This window comes from Propionivibrio dicarboxylicus (assembly GCF_900099695.1).
GTDB classification, from domain to species: Bacteria; Pseudomonadota; Gammaproteobacteria; order Burkholderiales; family Rhodocyclaceae; genus Propionivibrio; species Propionivibrio dicarboxylicus.
Map to the genome: position 1 here is coordinate 1 of NZ_FNCY01000044.1, position 1,173 is coordinate 1,173.

1 protein-coding gene is annotated in these 1,173 nt (G+C 58.2%); it reads left to right on the top strand.

The features are described from left to right. Positions 1–1,173 (top strand): tetratricopeptide repeat protein (locus tag BLR25_RS21150; protein WP_143009961.1); only part of this gene is annotated, 1,173 nt, incomplete at both ends.

Here is a 1,173-nt window from a genome sequence, read left to right on the forward strand (position 1 = left end):
TCACAGAGTACGCCGTCACCGAGTTGCCCTACCACCTATTGGCACTGTCTGAAGAGCAGGAACTCGCCTTGGGGATCGACCGCTTCGCGTGGGAGGGGAGGCACGAAGTGGCTGGTCGCATTGCAAATTGGCTTAGTAGTAACAGCTTGCCGGAGGCTACGACGTGGTGGCGATGGATTCTCGGGAACAACGAGCGCTGGTTTGGCGTCGAGCATCCCGTCACGATGACAAGCCTCAATAATCTGGGTGTGGAGCTTCAGCGGCAAGGCGACCTTTCGGGCGCAAGGCAGATACTTGAAAGTGCATTGGTGATCAAAGAAAAAGTGTTTGGAGCCGAACATTCCAATACAGCGGCGAGCCGGAATAATTTGGGGGTGCTGCTTCAGCAGCAGGGCGACCTGTTGGGGGCCCTGCCGCTCTTGGAGAGTGCGCTGGCGATCCGTGAAAAAGCATGTGGCGCTGATCATCCCGAGACGGCGGATAGCCTCAATAATCTGGCGGGGCTGCTTAGGGATCAAGGGGATCTGTTGGGCGCCCGGCCTCTCTTGGAACGTGCGCTGGTAATCCGTGAAAAAGAGCAAAGCGCTGAGGATACGGCGGTTAGTCTCAGTAATCTGGCGATTCTGCTTCAGGGCCTTGGGGATCTGTCGGGCGCCCGGCCTCTCTTTGAACGTGCGCTGGCGATCCATGAAGAAGTCCATGGCGCTGAGCACTATCAGACTGCGAGGAGTCTGGATAGTCTGGCAGTGCTTCTTTATAAGCAAGGGGACCTGTTGGGAGCGCGGCCGCTCTTGGAACGTGCGCTGGCGATCTTTGAAAAAGTGCTTTGCGCCGACGATCCCGAGACGGCGGATAGCCTCAATCACCTGGGGGTTCTGCTTGAGGCGCAAGGCGACCTGTCGAGCGCCCGGCAGTTCTATGAGCGCGCCCTGGCAATCCGCGAAAAAGTACGTGGTGCGGAGCATCCAGAGACGGCGGATAGCCTCAATAATCTGGGCAGGGTACTTCAGTATCAAGGCGACCTGTCGGGCGCCCGGCCGCTCTTTGAGCGTGCGCTGGCGATCCGTGAAAAAGAGCTTGGCGCAGAACATCCCAAGACGACGGATAGCCTCAATAATCTGGGGGTGGTACTTCTGAATCAAGGCGACTTGTCGGGCGCTAGGCCGCTCTTGG